Source organism: Mycobacterium sp. DHQP2018-32-09 (assembly GCF_058148405.1).
The window spans coordinates 45,669-71,049 of the sequence record NZ_JBYVYK010000033.1; the positions used below are offsets into that span (position 1 = coordinate 45,669).

Below are 25,381 nucleotides of genomic sequence, written 5' to 3' on the forward strand. Positions count from 1 at the left end.
CCGCACGAGCGGAACGTGTCGAATCGACGACGCCACCCGGGGTCGTCAGCCCGGTGTCGAACCGGGGCGCGGGGTCGGCTCGTTGACCCGGTAGAGCCGCCACGTCGGTTGGCTGTCACCGTCGTTGGGGATCTCGAGTTCCAGGGTGGCGACGTCGGCGCCGGTCTCGTAGAGCGTCGGGTAGCGGGTGTTGAGCGCGTCCGAGAGCCCGCGGCCCTCCGCGGGCACCGCGAGCAGGTACTCGATGCCCTCGTTGACCGGATCGTTGAGCAGTTCGGTGAAGTCCGGGTCCGACGGCACCACGAACGTCTTGGGACGCGTGGACGCGGCCACGACGGCGAACCCGTACACCGTGTCCACGATGACCGAACTCTCCGGCAGGTTCAGGCCGTCGAGGTAGCGCGCGATCTTGCGCTCGGTGGAGAAGCTGGCGACGATGCGCCGCTCGACGGCGCGCTCGTCGGACAGGCCGTCGCGGTCGGGGTCGACGATGGCCGCCAGCGAGTACTCCTGCGGCGCGTACTTCGGCAGGCTCATGCCGAACGTCGTCATGGGCACCGTCGCCGCGAAGACCAGGGCCACGGCGACGTACGCCGCCCAGCGCCACCTGCCCGGCGGACGGGGCGCCACCGCAGGCGGCGCGTACCTGCCCCGGCGGACCGCCGGGGCGTAGCGCACCTCGGGCACCGCGAGCATGGCAAGGCACGCCGCCAGGGGGATCGCGGCGATGTAGAACCGCAGGAAGCCGAACGTCGCGCCCGAGGCGTAGGTGTAGGCCTGGAAGGCCAGCACCGCGCCGAACAGCGCCAGCGGCACCAGCAGCGTGGGCCAGTACGGACGACGTGCCCGCACGACGCCGGCCCATACCGCCAGCGGGACCAGCGTGGGCGCGAGCAGCGTGATGCACGTGGCGGCGAACGCCAGCCCGGTGCCGACGTCCGCAACCGGCTGCCCCGACTGCGCCACGATGGCGGCATTGCCGTACTGGGAGGTGAACTGCGCGAAGGGTTCTCCCGTGATGAGCCAGCTGGTGACGGCCCACCCCAGGAACGCCGCCAGGCCGGGACCGCTGACCAGCAGCAGGTTCAGGAAGGCGCGCTTGACGCGCGGTTCCGGCGTGGCGCGTACGTAGGTGGTGACGGCGACCAGGATGCCCGCGGCGGCGATGCAGCCGACGGCGTCGTACCGGGTGAGGTACGACAGGCCCATCGCGATGCCGCCGGCGGCGACGAGGTGGTGCACGTCGTCGTCGATCATCCACGAGATCAGTCGGCGCACGGCCCAGATGAGGAAGAACAGGAACGGCGCCTCGCTCATGCCGTTGCTGCCGTAGAACACGATCATCGGGTTCAGCGCGAACAGCGCGGCGATGGCCAGCGTGTACCCGCGCGGCAGTCCACGGTCGGTGCCCAGCGACAGGATCTGGACGACGGCGCCCGCCATGAACACCGCGGACATGATCGAGCCCGCGAAGGCGCGGTCGGCCAACGCCGGGAACAGCGGGCTCAGGGCGATCTGCGGGATCTGCAGCATGGCGGTCAACGGGGTGAAGATGAAGCCGATCGCGGCCAGGTGCGGGTCGCGGCTGAACAGCACGCTCTGCGCGGCGGACACGCGTGACAGGGCGTCGCCGAGGATGAACCCGTGACCGACCTGCAGCCAGTAACCGACGCCGACGTACACGGCGAACGACACCACGTAGGCGGCGGCCTTGAGCCGACGGTCCGACGACCGCGTCACGTGGATCCGCCGGCCGGCCGAGACTCGTCGGCTGGTTCATCGGCCGACTTGTCGAGCCCGTGGAAGGTCTTCTCCCAGTAGGACGGATTGCGGATCAACTGGTAGGTGCCCTTGGCGGCGGCGATGCTCATCATCAGCCAGAACAGCGGCACCGTGAGCGCGGGCACGATGAGATCCGGCCGGTCGTCCTCACGCAGGGCGATGAGGTTCATGTAGAGCGTGGCGAAGTTGCCGAGGACCAGCGCGGTGAGCGCGGGAAAGTAGATGTACCAGGGGAACACGGCGCCGATGACCTCGGGCTGACCCAGGAACCACATCGCGGTGATCAACCAGAAGGCCAGGTTCAGCACGGCGATGATCGGCGTGCCGGCGAGCACCAGGTTGAACCGCACGAAGTTGCGCCACCCGATGGTCGTCAGCAGCTGGCGGGGCTTGCGCATGTGCACCAGCCACGTCTGCAGGTACCCCTTGTACCAGCGGGAACGCTGCCGGATCCAGTTGATGGGATCGCTGTTGGCCTCCTCCAGCGTCACCGAGTCGACCACGGCGGTGCGGTAGCCGGTCGCGGCGATCCGCAGGCCCAGGTCGGCGTCCTCGGTGACGTTGTGCGGATCCCACGCCCCGATGGTCGCGAGCACGTCGTGACGGATGTGATTGGACGTGCCGCCCAGGGGGATCGGCGACTCGCTGCTCATCAGACCGGGCAGCAGGTAGCCGAACCACAACCCGTACTCGGCGGTGAACCAGCCGGTCAGCAGATTCTGGTGCCCGTTGTGATAGGCCAGCCGGGCCTGGATGCAGGCGACGTCGTCGGGCAACTGGCGGAACGCGGCCACCACGCGGCGCAGCTGCAGCGGATCCGGCAGGTCCTCGGCGTCGTAGATCGTCACGATCTCGCCGGTCGCGAAGTGCAGCCCGTAGTTGCAGGCCTTGGGCTTGGTGCGGGGTTCGGCCGGGGGCACCAGCACGATCGTGATGGCCTCGGAGTCCTTGCACCGCCGTGCCGCGGTGATCGTGACCTCGTCGTCGGCTTCGAGGAGCAGCAGGATCTGCAGCTTGTCCTTGGGGTACTCCAGCGCCGCCATCGCCCCGATCAGGTCGTCGACCACCTCGGGTTCGTTGTAGGCGGGCACCAGGATCGTGTACGTCGGCAGGTCGTCGTCGGCGATGGCCCTGGCCCGCTCGTCGGAGATCACGATGGGCCGAGATGCCAGGCCCTGCTTGAAGATCAGGACGCGGTCGGCCATGGTGGCGACGTAGCCCAGCGTGCAGATGCCGATGAGGACCACCATGGTGTGCATCGGCCAGAGCACGAAGCAGACCACCACCACCGCGGCGGCGGCCGCAAGACCCAGCTTCTGCCACCCCATGATGGGCACCGACGCCGACCGCATCGGGTCGTCGTCGCGCAACCCGTTGATGGACCGGTCCAGCGCGTGGTCGCGTTGGACGTCGGTGAGGGTGTCGATCGAATAGGTCACGGCGCGATGCCCAGCGGTTGCAGTTGCGCGGACACCAGGTCGCGGCTGAACACCGTCAGCAGGTCGGCGTCCTTGAACTCGGGGTGGTCGTCGTCGACGGCGGAGTTGCCGCGGAACAGCACCGTCACCAGGGTGTTGAGGGTGGGCAACAGCGCTCCCGAGGGTTGCGGGAACGGTGCGTCGTCCTCGTGGTTGTCGACGGTGAACACCAGCACGCGTTGTGCGCGGGCGCCGTTGCGCCACGTCCACTGCATCATGTTCCACGTCACCAGCTCGTGGTCGTCGACACCCGACATGAGTTCGCCGGTCACCCCGTAGCCGAGGTCGACGCGGCGCACCTGGGACAAACGGGTGGCCGTGACGTCGTAGAGCACCTTGGCCGGGTAGACGTAGAACGAGAACGGCCGGTCCGTCATCACGTTGTCGACGACGACGGTGCGCGGCCGGGACAGCTTGTCCCACTTGAGGTTGCCGGCGTCGGCGACCATCCGCTGGCGGGTCAGGTCGGCCTGGCTGCCGTGCAGGCGCTTGACCCACGGGTAGTCCTCGGTCCGCGTGACCTGCCAGCCCTCCGGCGCCAGCAGCGGACCGGTGATCGGCATGGCGTCGAATCGCGACACCGGCGGACTGCCGGGGGCGGGCAGCTTCACCAGTGTCAGCGCGAACGTCACCACCAGCAGCAGCGGCACCATCGACCACACGGAGGTGGTGGCCGGCGGCGCCAACGCCGTCCGGCGCGCGCCGGGGGTGGCGGTGCGGTGGGACAGCACGGCGTCGACGGCCAGCACGATCAGCATGGCGGCCAGCGCGGGCAGGACCTGGTAGGCGACGACGGCCGCCTTCGGGGCCACCGCGTTGAGCGCGAACAGGCCGGCGATGCCCAGCGGCACGGTGCAGCACGCGGCGAGCAGCGCGCGTCGGCCGCGGCCGACGGCGATGGCGGCCGCTGCCGCGGCGATCAGGATGGACGTGACCGCACCTGCCGCGCGGCCACCACCCAGCACGATCACCATGACCTGGTAGGGCAGCGGGAAGACCGCCAGCGTCAGCAGCCACACCCCGGTGTAGCGGGTCACCGGGCGCAAGCCGAACAGCAGCACGCATGCGCTGAGGACGAACGTCCACATGCCCAGCAGGTCGAAGCGCAGCAGGTGGAACCACATGCCGTAGCGGCGCATGAGGACGCCGCACAGCAGCAGCGCGAAGCCCATGCCCATGATGCCGACGATGACGTCGGTCTGCCGATCGTGGATCGGCGGGCCGCGCCGCGGACGGCGCGCCACGCCCTGGGCGGCGAGGACGCCGGCCACCAGCACCAACCACGCGTAGCCGTTGAGGCCGCTACCGAGGGTGGTCTGGTACAGGCTCATCAGCGACGGCCAGAACGCGACGAGGGTCAGCGTCACGATCAGCAGCCACCGCAGGGCGATGCGCGCGGCGGTGCGGTCGCGGGGAGGCGGGGCAGGCCGGTCCTCGGCGGCGGGCTGCTCGACGAACTCCGAGGTGGTTGCCGTCATCGCCGTCGCCTAGCTCCGTCGCTTGCGGCGGACGGCCAGGAAGCCCAGCGCTGCGACGGCGGCGACCACCACGATGCCGGTGGCCAGCCACACGGCGGGGCTGACGCCGCGCGAGTCACCGTGGACGTCGGCGGCCGCGGTGCCTGCGTCGAACATGACGGGGTCGCGATCGGGTGCGGACAGCAGCGCGTCACCGGTGAGTGACGACCAGTGCCGCGGGTCGGCGTTGAGCCAGGCGAGCAGGCCGTCGAGTTCCTCGGGCGCCCCGTTGGAGGTGGCGACCACCACGGTGCGGTCCCCGGTGTGCACGGCCTGCAGCGAGCCGAAGCGCAGCCCCGGGTCGAGGGTCAGCGTCGTCGTGTCCCCTCCCCCGGCGGGACGCACGGTCAGCTGGCCGTCGGAGCCGGCGGAGACGGGCAGCGGCAGCGCGTCGTCGGTCCAGCCGTCCGCCGAGATCAGCACGGCGGGGCTGCCGTCACGCTCGGCGTCGGCCAGCGGCATGACGGCGGTGTCCAGCGGTAGGTTCCCCAGGCGCTGCAAACCCTCCATGATCGTGACGGCGCGGGCGGTGTCGGCGAAGGCGTCGTCACCGATGCCGATGACGGTGCGGGGCATCAGGGCCTGCGGCAGGGACTGGAAGCCGGCGGGCACCGGGGGCTGAGCGGCCTTGCTCTGCACCGTGGTGGCGCCGTCGATGGTGAGCTTCACGGGCTGGAACTCACCGCAGCGGCCGGTGTCGCCGGCCAGGTCGACGGCGACGTCGAGGTTGGTGTAGCGGGTGAGCCGCTCGTTGGGGATCGACACCCAGCGGTCGATGGTCCCGGTGGCGTCGACGGGCCAGCGGTCCACGGCCTCGCCGCCGACGGAGGCCACCACCTGACCGCCGACGCTCGACGGCAGCGGGGTGTAGGCGCCCTTGAGGTGCACGCGCACGTCGCGCACCGGCCGCCCGAAGCGGGTCTGGTCCAGGCCGATGGACACCTGCGGTTCCAGCGCGGTGGCGTTGACGCCGGGCTGGCCGAGGTCGCGGATCGTGGTCTCGTCGGCGGGCAGCTGGGGGCTGCTCTTGATGGTGCCCGCGACGGCTGCCGAGGCCAGCGCCAGCCGCGACAGGTCGCTGCCGAGCAGTCGGGATTGGTTCACCAGGTCGTTGCCGCGGCCGGTGATGAGCAGCGCGGGCACGCCCTGGTCGCCTTCCAGTGACACTCGGGGCGTGTCACTCTCGCGGATCACGATCTGGCGTTCGAACGGCTGGGACGGCAGGGGCGGCGTGTTCTGATCGCCGGCCAGCGGCACCAGGTCGACGTCGGTGTTCTGCTGGCCGTACCGGGCGATCACCGCGGTGGTGAGGCGCACGGCCGCATCGGATTCGGCTTGCGACGGGTTCTGGGGCACGAACAGCGTGAGCTTCTGCAGCACCGGCGGCAGGAAGTCCGCGACCACGCGGGGTGCGAGCTCTTGGCCGGTGTAGGCGACCGACGCATCGGACAGCCGCAGCGGGTTGTTGCTGTCGTAGAGGCAGTACTCGGTGGGCGGGATGAGCTGGCTGCGGATCAGCACGGTGATGGCATTGTTCACGACCTCGGCGCCGGCCAGCGGGATCGAGATGGGTGCGCGATCGCCCTCGGGCAGCGGGACTCGCGACACCGTGCGGTCGCCCTGGCTGACGGTGATGACGCCGGAGGCCACGTTGGGCGGCAACTCGACCACGGCGTTGAGGGCGGCGGGTACGAGCCCCTGCGGGACGGGCAACACCAGTTGTTGGGCGCCTGCGACGCCGTAGAGCGCGAGGTTGCCGTCGATGCCCACCGAGGACAGTCGCACGACGGGCGAGTCGGCGACCAGTCCGCCGGGTCCGGGTTCGGCCAGGGCGGGGGCGAGCCCGGACGACATCACCAAGGCAGCCCCGAGGAATACGCCCGAAACGGCTCGGATCACGGACGTCGCAGGCGAACTCACGGATGCCGATGATAATCACCGCCCGCGTAAAAGAATGGTGAATGTGGCTTTTCAGTTTCAAATGTGAGCTAACCGTCAAACGTTGCGCTGGAAACGACCAAACGGCCCGCCACCGGCGATTTACGTGCCGATGAATGCACGAAACCCCCGCACCGCGCAAGGCGGACGGGGGTTCGTTCGGGCACTGCCCGACGTTGGCGCTACTTGGCCTTCTCAAGCACCTCGACCAGGCGCCACCGCTTGGTCGCGGACAGCGGCCGGGTCTCCATGAGCGAGACGCGGTCGCCGATGCCGGCGTCACCGTTCTCGTCGTGGGCCTTGACCTTGGTGGTGGTCCGGACGACCTTGCCGTAGAGCGGGTGGCTCTTGCGGTCCTCCAGCTCGACGACGATGGTCTTGTCCATCTTGTCGCTCACCACGTAGCCGATCCTGGTCTTGCGGCGACCACGCGGCTTCTCGGTACGAGGCGTGTGCTTCGGACCCTTTTCCGTCGTTTCGGCCATTACGAATCCTCACCTCCGGGTCCGGCGGCCAGACCCAATTCACGTTCCCGCAGCACGGTGTAGACGCGTGCGATTTCCTGGCGCACCGTGCGAAGACGACGATTGTTGGACAGCTGGCCGGTGGCCATCTGGAAGCGAAGGTTGAACAATTCTTCCTTCGACTCCCGCAGGCGGCTGGTCAGCTCCTCGTCGGTCAGCTCGCGCAGTTCGCCAGGCGACGTTCCCACTGCCATCAGAACTGCTCCTCTCTGGTAACGATGCGTGCCTTGATCGGCAGCTTGTGGATGGCGCGCGTGAGCGCTTCGCGGGCGATCTTCTCGTCCGGGAAGCTGATCTCGAACAGCACGCGGCCGGGCTTGACGTTGGCGACCCACCACTCGGGCGAACCCTTGCCCGAACCCATGCGGGTCTCGGCGGGCTTCTTCGTCAGCGGGCGGTCCGGGAAGATGTTGATCCACACCTTGCCGCCACGCTTGATGTGCCGGTTGATGGCGATACGAGCGGACTCGATCTGCCGGTTGGTGACGTAAGCGTGCTCCAGGGCCTGGATGCCGTAGTCACCGAAGCTCACCGACGTTCCGCCGCTGGCGATGCCGCGCTGCTGCGGGTGGTGCTGCTTGCGGTGCTTGACCCTCCGGGGAATCAGCATGACTAGCTCTCCGTCTTCTCGGCCGCGGGGGCGGCCGCGGTGTCAGCGGTGGGCGCCACGGCGTCATCGGTGGAGGCCGCACGGCCGACGTCGGTGCTCGTCGCCGTGGTGCCCGACGCGCCGGAACGGCGCGGCCGGGTGCCCGACGGACGATCCCGGCGCGGACGCTCGGCGCCAGCGGGGACGGCAGCGGCCAGCTCGCGCTTGCCACCGACGATGTCGCCCTTGTAGATCCAGACCTTCACGCCGATGCGGCCGAAGGTGGTCTTGGCCTCGTACAGGCCGTAGTCGATGTCGGCGCGCAGCGTGTGCAGCGGCACTCGACCTTCGCGGTAGAACTCCGACCGGCTCATCTCGGCACCGCCCAGACGACCCGAGCACTGCACCCGGATGCCCTTGACGTTGGGCTGACGCATGGCCGACTGGATGGCCTTGCGCATGGCCCGACGGAAGGCGACGCGGTTGGACAGCTGCTCGGCGACGCCCTGCGCGACGAGCTGGGCAACGGACTCGGGGCTCTTTACCTCGAGGATGTTGAGCTGCACCTGCTTGCCGGTGAGCTTCTCCAGGTCGGCGCGGATGCGGTCGGCCTCGGTGCCGCGACGGCCGATCACGATGCCGGGACGCGCGGTGTGGATGTCGACGCGCACCCGGTCACGGGTCCGCTCGATCTCCACGTCGGCGATGCCGGCACGCTCGAGGCCCGTGGCCAGCAGCTTGCGGATGGCGACGTCTTCCTTGACGTAGTCCGAGTACTGCTTGTCGGCGTACCAGCGCGACTTCCAGTCGGTCGTGATGCCGAGGCGGAAGCCGTGGGGGTTGATCTTCTGGCCCACTACTCCGAGCCTCCCTTCGTCTCGGCCTTCTTGGTGGAGGCAGCCTTGCTGCCCTGGGCGCGACGCGATCGCGCCGACGCTGCAGACGCACCCTTCTGCTGGGTGGGCCGGCTCTCCACGATCACCGTGATGTGGCTGGTGCGCTTGCGGATCCGGTAGGCGCGCCCCTGGGCGCGCGGCCGGATGCGCTTGGCCGTCGGGCCCTCGTCGGCGTAGATCGCGGCGACCACGAGGGTCGACGGATCCAGGCCGTCGTTGTTCTGCGCGTTGGCGGCAGCGCTCGCGATGACCTTGGCCACCGGCTCGCTGGCGGCCTGCGGGGCCCAGCGGAGGATGTCGAGGGCCTGGGCCACCGACTTGCCGCGGACCAGGTCGATGACGCGGCGCGACTTGCTCGCCGAGACGCGCACGAAGCGCGCCTTCGCCGTCGCAGACGGGTATTCGGTCGTCGTAGTCATTACCGGCGCTTCGCCTTCCGGTCGTCCTTGATGTGACCCTTGAACGTGCGGGTCGGGGCGAATTCGCCCAGCTTGTGGCCGACCATCGCCTCGGTGACGAACACCGGCACGTGCTTGCGACCGTCGTGGACGGCGAAGGTGTGCCCGATGAAGTCGGGGATGATGGTCGAACGGCGCGACCAGGTCTTGATGACCTGCTTGGTGTTCTTCTCGTTCTGCACGTCGACCTTCTTCAACAGATGGTCGTCGACGAACGGGCCCTTCTTCAGGCTGCGTGGCATCGTCTAATCCTTTCCGGCCTAGCGCTTCTTGCCGGTGCGCCGGCGTCGGACGATGAGCTTGTCGCTCGGCTTGTTGGGCTTGCGGGTGCGGCCCTCGGGCTTGCCCCACGGGCTGACCGGGTGACGGCCACCGGAGGTCTTGCCCTCACCACCACCGTGCGGGTGGTCGACCGGGTTCATCACGACACCACGGACGGTGGGGCGCTTGCCCTTCCACCGCATCCGGCCGGCCTTGCCCCAGTTGATGTTCGCCTGCTCGGCGTTGCCCACCTCGCCGACGGTGGCGCGGCAGCGCACGTCGACGCGACGGATCTCACCGCTGGGCATGCGCAGCGAGGCGTAGCTGCCTTCCTTGCCGAGCAGCTGGATGCTGACGCCGGCCGAGCGGGCCAGCTTGGCGCCGCCGCCGGGCCGCAGCTCCACGGCGTGGATCACGGTACCGGCCGGGATGTTGCGCAGCGGCAGGTTGTTGCCCGGCTTGATGTCGGCGTTGGCACCCGACTCCACGACGGCGCCCTGCTTGAGGCCCTCTGGCGCGATGATGTAGCGCTTCTCGCCATCCAGGTAGTGCAGCAGCGCGATGTTGGCGGTGCGGTTCGGGTCGTACTCGATGTGCGCGACCTTCGCGTTGACGCCGTCCTTGTCGTGGCGACGGAAGTCGATGACGCGGTAGGCACGCTTGTGGCCACCACCCTTGTGCCGCGTGGTGATACGACCGTGCGCGTTGCGACCGCCCTTGCCGTGCAGCGGCTTGATCAGCGACTTCTCCGGGGTGGAACGCGTGATCTCGGCGAAGTCGGAGACGCTGGCACCGCGACGACCCGGGGTCGTCGGCTTGTACTTGCGAATAGCCATGTCTAAATCTCTCTAGTTCCTCGACGCCGGCCGATCAGGCCGGAGCTCCGAACAAATCGATCGGCTTGCTCCCAGCGGCCAGCGTGACGATGGCGCGCTTGGTGGCCTTGCGCTGGCCGTAGCCGGTGCGGGTGCGCTTGCGCTTGCCCTGGCGGTTGGCCGTGTTCACCGAATCGACCTTGACGTCGAAGATCTTCTCGATCGCGATCTTGATCTGCGTCTTGTTCGATTCCGGGTGGACGACGAAGGTGTAGGTGTTGTCCTCGATGAGCGAGTAGCTCTTCTCCGAGATGACCGGAGCCAGGATGATGTCGCGGGGATCGGTCACGGTAGCCATCAGGCCGACACCTCTTCCTTGTCCTTCTTCGAGGCGTTCTCGATGTAGGCGTTGAGCGCCTCGACGCTGAACACCACGTCGTCGGCCTCCAGCACGTCGTACGTGTTGAGCTGGTCCGGCGAGATCACGTGCACACCGGGCAGGTTGCGCACGCTCTTCGCGCCGACCTCGTCGGTGCGGCCGATCACGACGAGCACCTTGCGGCGGTCGGTCAGCGTGCCCAGGAACGTCTTGGCGTCCTTGGTCGACGGCGTCTGACCGCTGATCAGCTCGGTGATCGCGTGGATCCGCTCGTTGCGGGCGCGGTCCGACAACGCCGAGCGCAGGGCCGCGGCGATCATCTTCTTGGGCGTCCGCTGGCTGTAGTCGCGCGGCTTGGGGCCGTGCACCGTGCCACCACCGGTGAACTGGGGCGCGCGGGTCGAGCCCTGGCGGGCGCGGCCGGTGCCCTTCTGCCGGTACGGCTTCTTGCCGCCGCCGGAGACCTCACCGCGGGTCTTGGTGGAGTGCGTGCCCTGACGGGCCGCGGCCAGCTGAGCGATCACCACCTGGTGCATGAGCGCGATGTTGGGTTCGACGTCGAACAGTTCGGCGGGCAGCTCGATGCTGCCGTCGGTCGAGCCGGCCGGCGTACGAACGTCAATCTTGTTCGCCATGATTACTTCTCACCTCGTTTGATCGCGCTGCGCACCACGACCAGGCCGCCGTTGCGGCCGGGGATGGCGCCCTTGATCAGGATGACGCCGTTCTCGGCGTCGACCTTGTGCACCTTCAGGTTCTGCGTGGTGACGCGGTCGCTACCCATGCGGCCGGACATCCGGGTGCCCTTGAAGACGCGACCCGGGGTGGCGCAGCCGCCGATGGAACCCGGCCGGCGGTGCACGGCCTGCGCACCGTGGGCAGCGCCCTGGCCGCTGAAGCCGTGACGCTTCATGGTGCCGGCGAAGCCCTTGCCCTTGCTGGTGCCCGTCACGTCGACGAAGGCGCCGTCGGCGAAGATCTCCGCGGTCAGCTCCTGGCCGACCTCGTACTCGGCGGCCGCGGCCTCGTCGTCGAGCCGCAGCTCGGCGAGGTGGCGGCGCGGGTTGACGCCCGCGGCGGCGAACTGACCGGCGACCGGCTTGTTCACCTTGCGGGGGCTGATCTCGCCGTACGCGACCTGGACGGCGCTGTAGCCGTCGCGCTCGGGCGTGCGGATACGGGTCACCACGTTGGGGCCGGCCTTGACGACCGTGACCGGGACGACCTTGTTGTTCTCGTCGAACACCTGCGTCATGCCCAGCTTGGTGCCCAGAATTCCCTTGCGTGCCATGGTTTCTGGTTCTCCTACTGGATGTTCACGTCGACACTGGCCGGCAGATCGATGCGCATCAGGGCGTCAACGGTCTTCGGCGTGGGGTCGAGGATGTCGATGAGCCGCTTGTGGGTGCGCATCTCGAAGTGCTCCCGCGAGTCCTTGTACTTGTGCGGGGACCGGATGACGCAGTACACGTTCTTCTCCGTCGGCAGCGGCACCGGTCCGACCACGCTGGCGCCCGTCCGGGTGACCGTCTCGACGATCTTGCGCGCCGAGGCATCGATTGCCTCGTGGTCGTAGGCCTTCAGCCTGATGCGGATCTTTTGTCCCGCCACGCTTCTCCTACCTCACTGTTAACGGGCCCACGAATGGGCCTGGTTGCCACCCGCGCGCTGGGACCAACCCGGTCGCGCGGACTATGCCGCCGCTGTTTTCCTGTCTCTGGTTCACCGACCCCCGCGCTCGGGCGTGTCGCCCTCGCGCATACTCGTCGGCGACGACGCTTCGTCTCGACCGAGTGGGGACCGGACACACTCATACGAGTGCTGGTCGCATGCCAAGACCGGGCAGACCCTAGAGGGTTCCGTCCCGGCTCGAGGCAACCCGAACAGTATGCCTGACGATCCCGCCCGAGCCAAATCTCTCCCCACCAGGGAAAGGACGACTCGACGGACCTCTAGCGCAGGGCGCCCCCCAGGTAGTCGAACACCGCGCGATGCAGCTCGTGGGACGTCGTGGCACGGCAATGTACGTGCGGCCCGTGCAGGTGGGCCGCGATGGTGGCCGACTGTCCGGCGTACGCCCGCTCGACGTGACCCTCCACCAGGAGCATCGGGGTATCGATGGCACGGAGGTCGTCGAGCGTCAGGGTGTAGTCGGCGGTGGCGCGCACGTAGGCGGCCGCATCGGGTGTCCCGGTGACCCACGTCCCGCGGGTCAACCCCCGCGCGAGGTCGTCGTCGTCGGCCATCAGGGCGCCGAGGAGGCGATTGGCCCGGGGGTCGTCGCCGTCTTCGATCAGCGGCAGTACGTCCTCGGGCACCGACGGCGTCGACGCGTAGAACGTGACCATGCCGTCGTGGCAGACGATCGCCGCCGAGCGGTGGTCGCGGGCGGCGTAGCGAGACACCAGATAGCCGCCGAGGCCGCGGCCGTACTGCGCCAACCGGTCACCGTCGATCTCGGGTACCCGCAACGCCCAGTCCACCACCGCGCCCAGCACGCCCTCCCAGTCGGGGCGCAACGGGATGCCGCGGTCCCGGATCACCGCACCCTGACCCGGCCCGTCGTAGGTCAGGACGTGGTAGCCGTGTCGCAGCGCGGCGGCCCCGATGACCGTGACGCCCTCTTCGCTGGTGGAGTCGAAGCCCTGGGTGTAGATCACGGTGGGGCGGGCCACGCCGGTGTCGTCGGCGAGGAAGAGGCGACCTGGGAGTTCGATCACGCCCCGCTCGGGGTCCCGGTAGGGAATGCGCACGCGGCGCTGCGCCGGCCGGTCGACGGGAGTCTCGGCGGTACTGGTCGTCGTCATGGCGGGCGACCCTCTCGGCTCGACGGGTGATGCCTACAGATCCTGTCGTCGCAGGCGGACGCCGTCTGCCCGGCTTCCCGCCAGCATTGGCGGGGCCACCCGTACCGTCGGACTACCGGTTAGCCCTACCCGGGGCACCGAAGAAGGCCCACGGGTCCGTCGCGGACCGTTCGTCGGACATCGGGACGACACCTGGCGCGCTGTCGTCGGCCTCGGATATGATCGAACACGTGTTCGAAGCACTCGATCCGGATGCCGACGAGGCGGCCCTCGTCGCGCGCATCGCCGAACTCGAACGCGTGAAGTCCGCCGCGGCCGCCGAACAAGCCAAGGCCACCGCCGCGTTCGCCCACCTGCGCCGTGGCTGCGAGGAGGCCGCGGGGATTCCCGGCCGTCTGCGCGGCCGCGGCCTGGCCGGCGAGGTCGCCCTGGCCCGCCACGACTCCCCCCACCGCGGCAACCGCCACCTCGGGTTCGCCGAGACCCTGGTCCACGAGATGCCCCTCACCCTGGCCGCCCTGGAAACCGGCGCCCTCTCGGAATGGCGCGCCACCCTCATCGTGCGCGAATCGGCCTGCCTCACCCTCGAGGACCGCCGCGCGCTGGACGCCGAACTCTGCGCCGACCCCACCGCCCTGGCAGGCAAGGGTGACACGCGGATCGCCGCCGACGCCAAGGCCATCGCCTACCGCCTGGACCCCCAGGCCGTCGTGAACCGGGCGGTCACCGCCGCCGAGGAACGCCGCGTCACCTGCCGACCCGCCCCCGACGCCATGACCTACCTCACCGCGCACCTCCCCCTGGCCCAGGGCGTCGCGGTCCACGCCGCCCTGCACCGCGCCGCCGACACCACCGCAGACGGGCGCACCCGCGGACAGGTCATGGCCGACACCCTCGTCGAACGGATCACCGGCCGCCCGGCCCAATCCCCCGTCCCCGTCACCGTCGACCTGGTCATCACCGACGAAACCCTCTTCGGCGGCGATCCCGAACCCGCCCGCATCGCCGGTCACGGACCCGTCCCCGCCGCCGTCGCCCGCCACCTCGTCACCGACGCCGTCGGCGACGACCGCTCCCGCGCCCTGCTGCGCCGCCTCTACCGCCGCCCCGACACCGGCGCCCTGGTCGCGATGGAATCCCGCGCCCGCCGGTTCCCCAAGGCCCTGGCGACCTTCATCGCGCTACGCGACGACACCTGTCGCACCCCCTACTGCGACGCCCCCATCCGCCACACCGATCACGCCGACCCCCACGTCACCGGCGGACCCACCACCGCCGACAACGGTCAAGGCCTCTGCGTGGCCTGCAACCACGCCAAGCAAGCCCCCGGCTGGCACGCCCGACCCCACCGCCACACCGGCCAACGCGGCTGTCACACCGTCGAACTCACCACACCCACCGGCGCCACCTACACCTCGAAGGCCCCACCACCACCCGGACACCCCAGCACCGCCACCACCATCGTCGACATCGTCCGCTTCCGCATCGCCCTGCGCGCGGCCTGACCCCGACAGGTCTTGCGCCCGGCCCGCACCGGATCGCCGTCGAACTCGAGCACCTCGGGATCCGGCACGGCGCTACCTCCCCAGGTCGGCCCAGAAGTCGCAGTCGTGCACACGGGCGAAGTCGTCGATCACGGCGATGCGGTCCGGCCCCAAGGACAGTCGTCGCCTGGCATCGTCACCCGCCTTCGGCCACTCCGGCAGGCCGTCGACGTCGGGGGCACCGTCACGGACGAAGGCCGCCCAGTACGCGATCATGTGGTCGGAGAGCGCCTGCTGCGGGCCGTCCAGCGGGGGCGCGCCACCGGTGTCGAACAGGTATCGCAGTTCCAGCGAATGGCTCGCGCCGATGGGAAAGGGCACGGTGCGCAACGGTTCCGGCGCCGGCGCCGCCTGGTCGACGAACTCGTAGGCATACACGGGCGCGGCCTTGCCCAGGTCGGTCGCCATTCGCTGGTCGACGCACGCGAAGTCGGCATCGGTGACGGCCGCCGAGTACGCGAGCTGCGCGCTGCCGCCGTACGCGTCCAACGGATACCGGGCCTCCACGGCCGGCGCGGCCGCCCCGAACGTCTCGGCCACCAACCGCCCGTAGTCCTGCGGTCCCATCGGCTTGCCCTGCAGATGCTGCAGCGCGACGAACAGCGTGAACTCGTCGCGATTGCTGCCGATCAGCACCGGCACGTCGGCCGCCGAGCCGGCGGCCATCGCCGCCACCGGATCCTGCGGCAGCACCGTCGATCCGGTCGCCGGACCGCTCAGCGCGTCCTCGCCGATCCAGTAGTACCGGACCGGGTCTCGCAGCTTGTCGGCAGGCAGTGCGCGCAGGCAGGCCGCGGCGGTCGCGGGGTCGGGGCAGCCGGCGTCGCGGGCGTAGTCGAGGCTGATCCGCTCGGCGTCGGGCAGCGCGACCTGGGCCTGGCACGGTCCGCTCTGGATGATCGCCCGCGCGAACAGACCCTGCGATCCGGGCGCGGCCAGGTGGTCGCACACCGACATCCCGCCCGCCGATTCGCCGGCGATGGTCACCCGGTCGGGATCTCCGCCGAACGCGGCGACGTTGTCGTGCACCCACCGCAGTGCGGCCTGTTGGTCGGCCAGACCGTAGTTGCCGACGGCACCTGCGGGTCCCAGGCCGGGGTGGGCCAGGAAGCCCAGCGTGCCCAGCCGGTAGTTCACCGTCACCACCACGACGTCGCCGCGCGTGGTCAGCCAGCGGGAGTCGTAGATGCCGCTGCTGCCGTTGATGAACGAGCCGCCGTGGAACCACACCATGACGGCCTTCTTCGCCTCCGGCGACGCGGCCCGAGGCGTCCACACGTTGAGCGTCAGGCAGTCCTCGTCGGTGAGCCGCCCCATCTCCAGGTCGCCGGTGTCCTGGATGCACCGCGGCCCCAGCCGGGTGGCGTCGCGGGTGTCCCGCCACGTCGGCGGCGACGCCGGTGGCTGCCACCGCAGCGCGCCGACGGGCGGCGCGGCATAGGGCAGCCCCCCGAAGAAACGGTGGCCGTCGGCGACGACGCCGCGGACCGGGCCCTGGGCGGTGCGCACCACTGCGGGGTCGGCGGGTGCGACGCCGGCGGTGGAGGCCGCGCCCTCGTCACGGTGACCGCAGGCAGTCGTGATGGTCACGACGGCGACGGCGACCGCGAGCACGCGTCGGCCGGCTCGCCGGAACGGTGCGGGCGCCACGGTTGCCGAGCCTACTGATGCGGCCTCGATTCGACCGAATCCCGGCGGGGCGTGACGCCCACCACATAGACTGCGCATTTGACGCCCGTCAACTTCGGGCGGTCGAGGCGAGTGAGGAGCCGCATGAGCACGCCAACGGTGGACGATGCAGCAAAGGTCCTGGCCGATCCGTCGGCGTATGCCGACGACGAGCGGCTGCACGCCGCCCTGACCCACTTGCGGGCCCACGATCCCGTTGTCTGGGTGGACAATCCGCCGTACCGGCCGTTCTGGGCCATCACCAAGCACGCCGACATCATGGCCATCGAGCGCGCCAACGACCTGTTCATCAGCGAGCCGCGGCCACTGCTGGCCACCGCGGCGGCCGACGACTACATGAAGGCCCAGCTCGATGCCGGGGTGGGGCTGCGCACGCTGATCCACATGGACGATCCGCACCACCGCAAGGTGCGCACCATCGGCGCCGACTGGTTCCGCCCGAAGGCCATGCGCGACCTGAAGATTCGCGTGGACGAGCTGGCCAAGCGCTACGTCGACCGGATGCGCGACATCGGGCCGGAGTGCGACTTCGTCACCGACATCGCCGTGCAGTTCCCGTTGTACGTGATCATGTCGCTGCTGGGTCTGCCCGAGCAGGACTACGGACGCATGCATGCGCTCACCCAGGAGATGTTCGGCGGCGACGACGACGAGTACAAGCGCGGCGTCAGCCCCGAGGAACAGATGGCCGTCCTGCTGGACTTCTTCGCCTACTTCTCCAAGCTGACGGCCTCGCGCCGGGCGACCCCGACCGACGATCTGGCCTCGGCCATCGCCAACGGCACCGTGGACGGCGAACCGCTGTCCGACGTGGACACCGCCTCGTACTACGTCATCGTGGCGAGCGCGGGCCACGACACCACCAAGGACGCCATCTCGGGTGGGCTGCGGGCGCTCATCGAGAATCCCGGGGAACTCGCGCGGCTCCGCGACGACCCGTCGCTCATGGGGACGGCGGTCGAGGAGATGATCCGATGGTCCACCCCCGTCAAGGAATTCATGCGCACCGCCACCGCGGACACCGAGGTGCGGGGCGTGAAGATCGCCGAAGGCGAATCGGTATACCTGGCCTACGTGTCGGGCAACCGCGACGAAGAGGTGTTCACCGATCCGTTCCGGTTCGACGTCGGCCGCGATCCGAACAAGCACGTGGCCTTCGGCTACGGCGTGCACTTCTGTCTGGGTGCAGCCCTCGCCCGGATGGAGATGAACAGCCTGTTCACCGAGTTGATCCCGCGGTTGGACGCCATCGAGCTGGCCGGCCCCCCGGAGCTCAGCGCCACCACGTTCGTCGGCGGCCTCAAGCACCTTCCGATTCGCTACTCGCTGAGGTAGTTTCGCGGCGCAGCAGGTGCGTCGCCAGGAACCCGTCGACGGCGGCGTCGGCGATGTCGTGATAGTCGACGTCGGGCAGCGTGCTCAGCTTGCACAGGACGATGGGGCCCAGCAGCAGCGCCGCGGCCCGGGTGCGGTCCACGTCGCCCAGTGCGGCGACGGCGTCCGCGCCGTCGAACACCGCGTCGAAGGGTGCCGCGTACTGCTCGGCGACGCGCTCGCGCAGCGTGCTCACCTCACGGCTTTCCTCGGACGCCTTGGCGCGCCCCCACGGCAAGCGCTCCAGGTCGCCGCCGAGCGCCAGCCAGGACATCGCCGCAATGCTGACGGGCGCCTCCTTGATGAGGTCGGCCTGTGCGCGCACCGTGGCGCGCAGGCGATCCCGCAACGAACCCTCCTGCGGCGGTAGGGGCGCCGGCGGGATGAGCGCGTGAAAGGCTGCGGCCAGGAGATCGTTGCCGCTGGGGAAGTGCCGGTAGAGCGTGGCCCTGGCGACGTTGGAGGCGCGCGTCACGGCGTCGACCGTGACGGCGCTGGGGCCGCCGGTGCGCAGCAGGGCCGTGGCCGCTTCCAGCAGCCGCGCCCGCGAGCGGGCGGGCCGCGGATCGGTGCGCGGTGACGTCACCCGCGTTCACTCCTCTCCGCACCCAAACGAGACTGGTAGTCTCGGTAAGAGACTGAACGTCTCGATACACCGTACTCCCCGAGAGGAGCGGACGATCCCCACCACGACCGACAAGCGCCTGCGCACCCTCGTCGTCGCCTGCCTCGGCGTGCTGCTGGTGATGTCCTCGGTCGTCGCGCTGAACACCGCCCTCGGCGACATCGCCGTCGCCACCCGGGCCACGCAGTCCCAACTCACCTGGATCGTCGACGCCTACACCCTGGTGCTGGCCTGCCTGCTGCTGCCTGCCGGCGCCATCGGCGACCGCTACGGCAGACGCGGCGCCCTGCTGGCCGGAGTGGTCGTCTTCGGAGCCGCCTCCGCCGCACCCCTGCTGATCGGCGACGCGACGGCCCTGATCGTCGCCCGCGCCGCCGCGGGAGCGGGCGCGGCGTTCATCATGCCGGCCACGCTATCGCTCATCACTTCGGCCTACCCGGCCGATCAGCGCACCAGGGCGGTCGGCATCTGGGCGGGCATGGCGGGTTGCGGCGGCGTCATCGGCATGATGGGATCCGGTGTGCTGCTGCACTTTTCGTCGTGGCAGGCGATCTTCTGGGCATTCGCCACCGCCAGTGCGGCGTTGTTGCTCGCCACCCTCGCGATCGGTACGTCCCGGGACTCGGAGTCGCATCCCGTCGACTGGCCGGGGGGTGCGCTGATCGCCGTCGCCATGGCCGCCCTGGTGCTCGGCATCCTGGAAGCGCCGATGCGCGGCTGGGGGCATCCGCTGGTCGTGGGCGCCATCGGCGCCGGCATCGCGCTCGCGGGCGCGTTCGTCGCCCTGGAGTTGCGCCGCACCCATCCGCTGCTGGACGTCCGCCTCTTCCGGGACCCGCACTTCTCCACCGGCGCCACCGCGATCACCATGATGTTCCTTGCCATGTTCGGGTTCTTCTTCCTGGTGATGCAATTCGTCATGCTCGTCCTGGGCTACAGCCCGCTGGCAGCAGCCTTCGCCCTGACCCCGCTGGTGGTGCCGCTGGTCATCCTGTCGGTGCTGTCCGGCTGGTACCTGCCCCGACTGGGACTGCGGGCGGTGGTGTTCGGCGGCCTCGTCCTGCTGGCCGTCGGCCTGCTCGCCATGCGGCACGTCGACGTCGGCGCCTCGTACTCCGCCCTCGCGTGGCCGCTGTTGCTGATCAGCGCGGGCGTCGGATTCTTCACCGCGCCAACGACGTCGGCGATCATGACGGCGGTACCCGACGCCAAGCAAGGCGTGGCGTCCGCCGTCAACGACACCACCCGCGAACTCGGGGCCGCGCTCGGCATCGCGCTGGCAGGCTCGCTGCTGGCGGGCCAGTACACCGGCGCCATCGGCCCGGCCGTCGCGGGTCTGCCCGCCCCGGCCCGCGACGCGGCGTCGCGGTCGCTGGCCGAGGCCCTCGAAGTGGCGGCGCGCATCGGTCCCGGCGGCGACGCCCTTGGCGCGGCGGCCCGCCAGGCGTTCGTCACCGCCATGGACTCGGCACTGCTGATCCTCGCGGTCTTCGTGGCCTGCTCGGCGGTGGCGATAGCGCTGTGGGCGCCGGGACGCAACGGCAAGCAGTTCGCGTTCATCGCCCGCCGACGAACTCCGCGGCCCGGTGCCCCATCATGACGATGGTGGCATGCGGGCCCCGTGACGTCACCGACGGCATGATGGATCCGTCCACCACCCAGAGCCCGTCGACCCCGCGCACCCGGCACCGCTCGTCGACGACGGCGTGCGAGCCGTCGCCCATCGGCGCCGTGGCACACAGATGCTGCGACGTGGACCAATGCGATTGGCGCACGTGATATCCCGTGCCGGCCAGGTCGTGCGCCAGATCGGCGCCCCGCCGCAGCGTCGCGACGTCGGCGGGTTCGCTGTCGTAACGGTGCGCGATCGCAGGCGGCACGCCGGGATCCGCGGAGACGAGCGTCAACACCCCCCTGGCACGCGGCCGCATCAGGGTGACGCCGAGGTGCGGGCGGTCCTGCGGACCAGGGACCCCGCCGTCGACCATGGCACCGAAACCCGTGGTGTAGGGCCGGATCTCGAGATCCTCGGTGACCAGCACCGCCTCCAGCGGCGGCCGCCCCGGCGCCGCAGGCCAGTCGACGGGTAGCACCAACTCCGGGTGGTCGGCGAAGCGGGCACCCACCGGCGCGTCGACCCGCACCGGCACACCGGCGACGCGCAACGACGCCGCAGGCCCGATGCCCGAGAGCAGCAGCAGGTGCGCCGAACCAATCGCGCCGGCGCACAACACGATCCGGTCGGCTTCCAGGTAGGCGGCGCCGTCGGGGCCCGCCACCTCGACCCCGCGCGCCACCGATCCGGCGAACCGGATGCGAGTCGCCCGGGTGCGTTCCACCACCGTCAGGTTCGGCCGCCCGGCGGCGCGCCCCAGGAACGCACCCCCCGGTCCCAGCCGGGTGCCCCGGTCGATGTTCAGCGGCACCGCGCCCACCCCGGTTCCCACCGGCGCCTGCGCGGTCGACCCGTTGAGGTCGTCGATCCACGCGAACCCCAGCGCGCGCGCCGCATCGACGAAGGCGACCGCCCCCGCCTCGAACTCGCGAACACGCCGAATCTGCATGGCTCCGTCGGCGCCGTGCAGCGGGCCCTCGACGTCGTGATCGGTCTCGATGGCCACGAAGTGGGGCAGCACGTCGTCCCAGCCCCAACCGGGCACCCCCCACGAGTCGAAGTCGTGGGGCAACCCGCGGCAGAAGTATCCCCCGTTGACGGCGCCCGATCCCCCGACGACGGCGCCCCGCATGATCACCGTCGCGCGCGCGGGATCGTCGGTCAAGGTCGTGCGGTAGTGCCGCACCACCGAGCTGGCCGCCCCGATCGGCAACCGCAGGCCGTCGCTGATCTGGGCGTGCACCCGGGGATCACCGGGCCCCGGACCGGCCTCGAGCACCGTCACCGTCCGGCTGGGATCACGGGAAAGCCGCTCGGCCAGCACGCTTCCGGCGCTTCCGGCACCGACGATCAGGACGTCGCTGGCGGCCGCGGTCACGTCCTGATCTGCGGCTTCAGCGCACCCAGGTGACGCTCCCGGACGACACCGGTCCACAGACCCAGGCCGTAGGCGATGTCGTCGAGTCGCTTGAGCACCAGGTAGGCCAGCAGACCGACCCGCTGGGTGTCGTCGTCGGCCTGATGGCTCCTGGCCGCCCAGTCCACCACCCCGTCGACGACCGCGGCCACCAGCACCACCCGGCGACACCGCTTGAACAGCAGGGCCGCGACCAGCGCCACCGGCCAGTAGTGCCGGCAGATGGCGGAGGCCAACTGCAGCGCCGCCGACCACAGACCGCGCACCGCGACCTCGGCGACGTCCTTGGGTTCGGTCTCCACGGCGCCGAGCGTGTTCGCGATGCGTTTGCCGGTGAACAACGTCACCACGGTCGAGGCCACCACACCCAGCCCCGAGCCCATGGCCAGCAGCACCCACACCAGCAGCATCCAGCCGGAGATCACCAGCGGAGCGGTCTTGCCGGGATGGCGCACCGCCAGCGGCGCCGCCGACGCCCCGTAGAACGCCTTGCGCTTGAACCACTCTGGAAGACGCGTCCGATGGTCGTGACCCACCAACGCGATGGGCTCGTACCGCAGTCGCGCACCCGACTCGATGAACCGCCAGCACAGGTCGACGTCCTCGCCCGACTCCATGTCCTCGTCGAAGCCGCCGACGTCCGCCAGCACCTTCCGCCGGCAGATGATCGCGGCGCTCGGCACGTAGGACACCTGCCCGAACGGCACCACCGGCGCCTCGCGGTGCCCCAGATCCAGCGACGAGCGCACGGCCTCGTACCGGCCGACCAGGTTGTCCGGCTCGTGCAGCGACACGATGCGCGGGGCCACCAGCGCCACCGCGGGGTCGCAGAAGTGGCCCAGCAGCGCCTCGAGCCACCCGCGCCGCGGCACCACGTCGGAGTCCAGGAACGCCACCAGGTCGGTCTCGCACGCGCCGAGTCCGGTGTTGCGGGCGGCGGCCGGACCCCGGCTGAGGTCGTGCCGCAAGACCGTGACGTCACACGGCGGCGCGTCGAAATCGGCCGCGCACAACGGAACCGCAGACCCGTCGTCGACCACCACCACGCGCAGTCCACGCAGCGCCCGCACCAGACGATCGACGCCGGATGGGTTGTCGCGCACCGGGATCACGATCGTGACGTCGCGATGCGAGGGCCCGCTGGCCGGCCGCGGGTGTGCCACCGTGGCGTCGAGCAGGGTGCGCGCCAGCTGGGCGCTCTGCGCGTCGCGCACCTCCAGCCTGCCGCCGCGCAACATGGTCTGCGCCGCCGGTGCCAGCCGCAGCAGCCGGGTCGGCGAGCCGCCGAGCAGCGCGGCGCCCTCGCCCAGGACCTTCACCCGGCGATCGACCTGGACGGCGAACCCGTCGGGCAGGCGGGGCCCCGTCACCGCAGCATTCCGTTGCCGTTCGGCGACCACCGCTCGACGGCGCGCGTCGCCGCGCCCACCATCTCCTCGAATGCGGTGCGACCGTCCTCGGCCGATGCCGAGGTGGGATCACCCAGCACGCCGACGGCGCTCACCGCGGCCACGCCACCCCGCCGCAGTTGCGGCAGCAACTCGGCCAGCGGCGCCGCATTGCCGGGGACCCGCTCGTCGATCCAGACGTCGGCGGGCGAAAGATGTAGCAATACAGACGTTTCGGTGTGGCCCGCATGCGCGTCGCCACCGGCTACCGCGCATGGGCACCAGGACACGTCCCGGCCCTCGGTGCGCAGCAGGCCGACGGCGTCGATCAGCGCGCCGACGTTGCCACCGTGACCGTTGACGAACACGACCCGGCCCGCCCAGTCGCACGCCGAGCGACCGTACTCGACGAGCAGGTGCCGCAGGGCCTCGGTGCCGATCGACACGGTGCCAGGGAATCCGGCATGCTCGCCGCTGGCGCCGTAGGCGATGGCCGGTGCCACCAACCATTGCCCGGTCAGGCGCACGGCGACGGCGTGCGCGACCGCGTCGGCGATCCGGGTGTCGGTGTCCAGTGGCAAATGTGGCCCATGCTGTTCGGTGGAACCGACGGGAACGAGCAACGCAGGAGTCAGGTTGCGAAGCTGCCTCGACGTCGAGTTCCCGAGTTCACTGGGAAAGGCCACCGACCGATCGTAGGCCGAATTCACCTGTCGTGCGCCGAATGTTGACGTATGGGCACTACCGGATTCGGCGATCCCCTGGTCGCCGTCCCGCCATGCCACCCCGTCCGCCCCGTCAGCCTCGCACGTCCCAGCGCAGCGCCGGGCTCAGGCTCCGCCGGCCGGCACGCCGAGCGCACGGGTGAAGCCGTCCGGCACCAGCACGTCCTCGGGACTCAGGTCGTGGATCGACGACTTGCCGAGCCCACGCAGTGCGGAGTCGATGCCGCCGGACATGATGTCGAGCACGTTCTCCACGCCGGCCTGACCGTTGGCAGCCAGGCCCCACAGGTAGGCCCGGCCGATCATCACCGCGCGGGCACCCAGCGCCACCGCCTTCACCACGTCGCTACCCCGCCGGACACCGCCGTCGAGCAGCACCTCGACCTGGTCGCCCACGGCCTCGGCGATCGCGGGCAGGCACCGGATGGCCGCCGGCGTGCCGTCGAGGTTGTTGCCGCCGTGATTGGACACGGTGATGGCCGAAACCCCGGCGTCGACAGCACGTTTGGCGTCGTCGACGCGCACCATGCCCTTGAGCAGGAACGGCCCGCCCCACTGCTCCCGCAGCCACGCCACGTCTTCCCAGGTGGGCGGCGGGGTGCCCATCCACTGGCCGTAGGCCTCGAAGAACGTGGGGCCCGCCTCGCCGCGACGGCCCTGGTTGGGCACCCGCAGGTCCGGCGGGCGCAGGTGCTTTGCGAAGTCGAGGAACCAACGCGGTTTGGTGACGACCTCCGGACTCATCTTGATCATCGTCTTGAGGTCCATGCGCTCCGGGATCTTGGGGCTTCCCCAGTCCCGGCCGTGGCTGAAGCTCCAGTCCGTGGTGAGGATGAGCCCCTTCGCGCCGGCGGCCCTGGCCCGCTCCATCCGCGCCTGGATGTCGTCGCGGCTGCCCAGCCAGTAGATCTGGAAGAAGATCTTGTCGTTGACCGCCGTGACCTCCTCCATGGGTTTGCTGGCGAACGACGACAGACCCATGGCCGTGCCACGGGCCGCGGCGGCACGGGCCACCGCGACCTCGCCGTCGGGATCGACTGCCTGCACGCCGGTCGGCGAGATGATCACCGGCATCGAGATGTCTTGACCCAGCACCGTGGTGGCCATCTCGCGCTTCTCGGTGGCGCCGATGACGTGCGGAGCAAACCCCAACTCACCGAACGCCTCGACGTTGTCGGCCACCGTCACGCCCTTCTCGCTGGCGGAGATCAGCGAGGAGTAGGCGGAACGGGGCAGGCGCTTCTTCGCGCGTTGCTGGGCGATGGCGACGGTTTCGAACCAGGTGTCACGGGCCATGTCAGACGGGACTTTCGTTGCAGAACTTCTTGGGTGGGACGGTTAGCAGGGTGAGCGGGATCGGGCCTTTGCCACGGCCGGCCCGGGAGTGATCGACGCTGGACTTGGGCTTGTCGCGTTCTGCTGCCAGGGCGGGCTCGCCGTAGCCCTGCACGCATTCGGGATCCGGCCCGTCCAACGGCAGCCCGGTGAAGAACTTCGCCGCCATGCACCCACCCCGACACGCGTCGAAGTGGTTGCAACTGGCACACGCCCCCGCCGACT

General features: G+C 70.2%; 24 protein-coding genes and 2 pseudogenes. 3 read left to right on the forward strand and 23 right to left on the reverse strand.

The window, feature by feature from the left end; genetic code table 11:
* Positions 1-45: 45 nt before the first annotated feature.
* The 16 genes and pseudogenes from AC30CM_RS16960 to AC30CM_RS17035 all read right to left on the reverse strand — a co-directional run bounded on the left by AC30CM_RS16960 (position 46) and on the right by AC30CM_RS17035 (position 13,444).
* Entirely contained in the window at positions 46-1,740 is a 1,695-nt protein-coding gene (locus tag AC30CM_RS16960; RefSeq protein ID WP_490118067.1) for an ArnT family glycosyltransferase, read from the reverse strand.
* Positions 1,737-3,221: a glycosyltransferase gene (locus AC30CM_RS16965; RefSeq protein ID WP_490118068.1), complete on the reverse strand. Its 1,485-nt coding sequence runs from the start codon at positions 3,219-3,221 to the stop codon at positions 1,737-1,739. The genes AC30CM_RS16960 and AC30CM_RS16965 overlap by 4 nt, the downstream gene beginning before the upstream one ends.
* Positions 3,218-4,738 (reverse strand): hypothetical protein, encoded by a 1,521-nt coding sequence (locus AC30CM_RS16970; RefSeq protein WP_490118069.1) that lies wholly within the window; start codon positions 4,736-4,738, stop codon positions 3,218-3,220. Before AC30CM_RS16970 ends, AC30CM_RS16965 begins: the two co-directional genes overlap by 4 nt.
* A gap of 9 nt (positions 4,739-4,747) precedes the next feature.
* Entirely contained in the window at positions 4,748-6,697 is a 1,950-nt protein-coding gene (locus tag AC30CM_RS16975) for a hypothetical protein (protein ID WP_490118070.1), read from the reverse strand.
* A 200-nt stretch (positions 6,698-6,897) separates the two neighbouring features.
* The gene (rpsQ, locus tag AC30CM_RS16980) at positions 6,898-7,200 is read right to left on the reverse strand and encodes a 30S ribosomal protein S17 (RefSeq protein ID WP_490118071.1); all 303 of its coding nucleotides are present in this window, start codon (positions 7,198-7,200) and stop codon (positions 6,898-6,900) included.
* Complete coding sequence (rpmC, locus tag AC30CM_RS16985) at positions 7,200-7,433, reverse strand: 50S ribosomal protein L29 (RefSeq protein ID WP_490118072.1); 234 nt, start codon at positions 7,431-7,433, stop codon at positions 7,200-7,202. The genes rpsQ and rpmC overlap by 1 nt, the downstream gene beginning before the upstream one ends.
* A complete protein-coding gene (gene rplP, locus AC30CM_RS16990) occupies positions 7,433-7,849 on the reverse strand; it encodes a 50S ribosomal protein L16 (protein WP_490118073.1) in 417 nt (138 codons plus the stop codon). Before rplP ends, rpmC begins: the two co-directional genes overlap by 1 nt.
* Positions 7,850-7,851: 2 nt before the next feature.
* Positions 7,852-8,685: a 30S ribosomal protein S3 gene (gene rpsC / locus AC30CM_RS16995; RefSeq protein WP_490118074.1), complete on the reverse strand. Its 834-nt coding sequence runs from the start codon at positions 8,683-8,685 to the stop codon at positions 7,852-7,854.
* Positions 8,686-8,720: 35 nt separating this feature from the next.
* Positions 8,721-9,143 (reverse strand): annotated as a pseudogene (rplV, locus tag AC30CM_RS17000) (50S ribosomal protein L22); the annotation flags it as partial.
* On the reverse strand, positions 9,143-9,424 hold the full coding sequence (rpsS, locus tag AC30CM_RS17005; protein ID WP_010908582.1) for a 30S ribosomal protein S19: 282 nt from the start codon (positions 9,422-9,424) through the stop codon (positions 9,143-9,145). The gene rpsS and the pseudogene rplV, both read right to left, overlap by 1 nt.
* An 18-nt stretch (positions 9,425-9,442) precedes the next feature.
* On the reverse strand, positions 9,443-10,279 hold the full coding sequence (rplB, locus tag AC30CM_RS17010; protein WP_490118075.1) for a 50S ribosomal protein L2: 837 nt from the start codon (positions 10,277-10,279) through the stop codon (positions 9,443-9,445).
* Between the two features lie 34 nt (positions 10,280-10,313).
* Positions 10,314-10,616 carry a 50S ribosomal protein L23 gene (gene rplW, locus AC30CM_RS17015; protein ID WP_490118076.1) on the reverse strand — a complete coding sequence of 101 codons (303 nt, stop codon included), beginning with the start codon at positions 10,614-10,616 and terminating at the stop codon, positions 10,314-10,316.
* On the reverse strand, positions 10,616-11,272 hold the full coding sequence (gene rplD, locus AC30CM_RS17020) for a 50S ribosomal protein L4 (protein ID WP_490118077.1): 657 nt from the start codon (positions 11,270-11,272) through the stop codon (positions 10,616-10,618). Before rplD ends, rplW begins: the two co-directional genes overlap by 1 nt.
* Before the next feature lie 2 nt (positions 11,273-11,274).
* Positions 11,275-11,928 (reverse strand): 50S ribosomal protein L3, encoded by a 654-nt coding sequence (gene rplC, locus AC30CM_RS17025; protein ID WP_490118078.1) that lies wholly within the window; start codon positions 11,926-11,928, stop codon positions 11,275-11,277.
* Between the two features lie 14 nt (positions 11,929-11,942).
* Complete coding sequence (rpsJ, locus tag AC30CM_RS17030) at positions 11,943-12,248, reverse strand: 30S ribosomal protein S10 (protein ID WP_003883485.1); 306 nt, start codon at positions 12,246-12,248, stop codon at positions 11,943-11,945.
* Positions 12,249-12,589: 341 nt separating this feature from the next.
* Positions 12,590-13,444, reverse strand: coding sequence for an alpha/beta hydrolase family protein (locus AC30CM_RS17035; RefSeq protein ID WP_490118079.1), 855 nt, complete (start codon positions 13,442-13,444; stop codon positions 12,590-12,592).
* A 230-nt stretch (positions 13,445-13,674) separates the two neighbouring features.
* Here AC30CM_RS17035 and AC30CM_RS17040 point away from each other — a divergent pair, with 230 nt between their 5' ends.
* A complete protein-coding gene (locus tag AC30CM_RS17040; protein ID WP_490118080.1) occupies positions 13,675-14,949 on the forward strand; it encodes an HNH endonuclease in 1,275 nt (424 codons plus the stop codon).
* Positions 14,950-15,021: 72 nt separating this feature from the next.
* Here the strand turns inward: AC30CM_RS17040 and AC30CM_RS17045 are convergent, their stop codons facing one another.
* Complete coding sequence (locus AC30CM_RS17045; RefSeq protein ID WP_490118081.1) at positions 15,022-16,638, reverse strand: carboxylesterase/lipase family protein; 1,617 nt, start codon at positions 16,636-16,638, stop codon at positions 15,022-15,024.
* A 123-nt stretch (positions 16,639-16,761) separates the two neighbouring features.
* Here AC30CM_RS17045 and AC30CM_RS17050 point away from each other — a divergent pair, with 123 nt between their 5' ends.
* Entirely contained in the window at positions 16,762-18,012 is a 1,251-nt protein-coding gene (locus AC30CM_RS17050) for a cytochrome P450 (RefSeq protein WP_490118082.1), read from the forward strand.
* Here AC30CM_RS17050 and AC30CM_RS17055 read toward each other — a convergent pair.
* Positions 17,978-18,637 (reverse strand): TetR/AcrR family transcriptional regulator, encoded by a 660-nt coding sequence (locus tag AC30CM_RS17055; protein WP_490118083.1) that lies wholly within the window; start codon positions 18,635-18,637, stop codon positions 17,978-17,980. The two genes, AC30CM_RS17050 and AC30CM_RS17055, sit on opposite strands and share 35 nt — an antisense overlap.
* A 160-nt stretch (positions 18,638-18,797) precedes the next feature.
* Here AC30CM_RS17055 and AC30CM_RS17060 point away from each other — a divergent pair, with 160 nt between their 5' ends.
* Positions 18,798-20,276: an MFS transporter gene (locus AC30CM_RS17060; RefSeq protein WP_490118084.1), complete on the forward strand. Its 1,479-nt coding sequence runs from the start codon at positions 18,798-18,800 to the stop codon at positions 20,274-20,276.
* Here AC30CM_RS17060 and mftG read toward each other — a convergent pair.
* From mftG to AC30CM_RS17085, 5 genes and pseudogenes are all read right to left on the reverse strand, one after another.
* Positions 20,233-21,669, reverse strand: a complete 1,437-nt coding sequence (gene mftG / locus AC30CM_RS17065) for a mycofactocin dehydrogenase MftG (protein WP_490118085.1) — start codon at positions 21,667-21,669, stop codon at positions 20,233-20,235. The two genes, AC30CM_RS17060 and mftG, sit on opposite strands and share 44 nt — an antisense overlap.
* The gene (gene mftF / locus AC30CM_RS17070; protein WP_490118086.1) at positions 21,666-23,078 is read right to left on the reverse strand and encodes a mycofactocin biosynthesis glycosyltransferase MftF; all 1,413 of its coding nucleotides are present in this window, start codon (positions 23,076-23,078) and stop codon (positions 21,666-21,668) included. The genes mftG and mftF overlap by 4 nt, the downstream gene beginning before the upstream one ends.
* Complete coding sequence (gene mftE / locus AC30CM_RS17075; RefSeq protein WP_490118087.1) at positions 23,075-23,806, reverse strand: mycofactocin biosynthesis peptidyl-dipeptidase MftE; 732 nt, start codon at positions 23,804-23,806, stop codon at positions 23,075-23,077. Before mftE ends, mftF begins: the two co-directional genes overlap by 4 nt.
* A gap of 120 nt (positions 23,807-23,926) precedes the next feature.
* On the reverse strand, positions 23,927-25,117 hold the full coding sequence (mftD, locus tag AC30CM_RS17080) for a pre-mycofactocin synthase MftD (RefSeq protein ID WP_490118088.1): 1,191 nt from the start codon (positions 25,115-25,117) through the stop codon (positions 23,927-23,929).
* 1 nt (position 25,118) lies between these two features.
* Positions 25,119-25,381 (reverse strand): annotated as a pseudogene (locus AC30CM_RS17085) (mycofactocin radical SAM maturase); the annotation flags it as partial.